Raw genomic sequence first — 1,224 nt, 5'->3', positions numbered from 1 at the left:
CCGCCGGCGCCCCCTCGGGCTTGTCGCTGTAGTTCTGGTCCATCGGTCTGACCTCCGGTTGCGGTGATCTCTACCGCAGCCGGCTGTCTCATCGAACCGTGCCGCACCCCAGTAAAGCGATGCCACTGCCTGCCCCAGGGATAAAGGAAAGGCCGCCTGGGGAGCGATCCCCGGCGGCCTTTATCGTTGGTGGGCCCGCCCGGACTCGAACCGAGAACCCTGCGATTATGAGTCGTGCGCTCTGCCATTGAGCTACAGGCCCGAAGGAATCAGGGGGCTATGCGCTGGAGGACTATAAATTCCCCCAGATCCCGGTGAACCACCAGCTGCGGTTGGCCGTCTGCCGCGCCGCGCAGGAGGTCGGTGAAGTTGGCGCGTGCCTCCGCGAAGGCCCAGCGGTGCTCGGGTGCTCCGTCCGCCTGCAGCGTAAGCGCTAGGGCGCGCTGCAGTGTCCTCGCGTCGACCCCTATCAGCACCGGGAGAGTGAGCTGGTACTCCGTCATCACGCGCCTGGCCGACGGGAGCATGCGCGTGGTCGACGCTCCGTTTTCGACCAAGGCCGCAAACTGGTCGAGAGACTCACGGAGGCCGGAAGTTATCGCCACGGCTCAGGCATCCGCGTTGATACGAGAGAGGAAGGCAGCCGTCTCAGTGGCTCGCTGGCGCGTGGTGCCGCGCGTCAGCCTCATAGCGACCAGGATGGTTTGCGCGTCACTGTCAGATACCGCCACCTCGCGGGCCCAATAGGCCCTAATCAGGTCGAAGGCAGCCACGGCGGCATCCGAGGCAGAGGCGCGGCCTTCGTGCAGCTGCTCGCGGACAGCGCGGAAGTTGTCGAATGCGGCGCAGAGCGTGTCGCGCTTGGCACGTATCGCCTTGATCTTAGGGGCCTGAGTCATGACCGGGTCTCTAGGTCGGTTGCCTGGGCTTGTTGACCTGAGACTACCGCCTCATCCTGACTTGTACAAGTTTCTTGTGCAAAATAACCGAGACTTTTCCGCCGCCTCGTGGTGCCGCATGGTACCAGAGAGCATTGGAACGCCGCGTGCGCCTGTCATGGTTGCGACGACTGGTACCACTGTGGCTCCATCGCGCATGGGAACGCGCACCTTGTGGGGTGCGGCACGGTTCGATGAGACAGCCGGCTGCGGTAGAGATCACCGCAACCGGAGGTCAGACCGATGGACCAGAACTACAGCGACAAGCCCGAGGGGGCGCCGGCGG

The 1,224-nt window shown here is 64.5% G+C and carries 1 protein-coding gene and 1 tRNA gene; both read right to left on the bottom strand.

Going from position 1 to position 1,224, the window contains the following annotated elements:
• Positions 1-187 precede the first annotated feature (187 nt).
• A tRNA-Ile gene (locus E2C06_RS36540) sits at positions 188-262 on the bottom strand.
• 346 nt (positions 263-608) lie between these two features.
• Positions 609-899 (bottom strand): hypothetical protein, encoded by a 291-nt coding sequence (locus E2C06_RS36535; RefSeq protein ID WP_133293397.1) that lies wholly within the window; start codon positions 897-899, stop codon positions 609-611.
• Positions 900-1,224: the final 325 nt, after the last annotated feature.

The sequence above is a fragment of the Dankookia rubra genome (genome assembly GCF_004355005.1).
In the GTDB taxonomy this organism is placed as follows: domain Bacteria; phylum Pseudomonadota; class Alphaproteobacteria; order Acetobacterales; family Acetobacteraceae; genus Paracraurococcus; species Paracraurococcus ruber_A.
Note: the sequence above shows the minus strand (reverse complement) of the source record. Positions and strands in the feature narration are given on the sequence as shown.

Coding starts and splice junctions, on each gene's coding strand:
- E2C06_RS36535 (WP_133293397.1), bottom strand. CDS start 899: ATGACTCAGGCCCCTAAGATCAAGGCGATACGTGCCAAGCGCGACACG.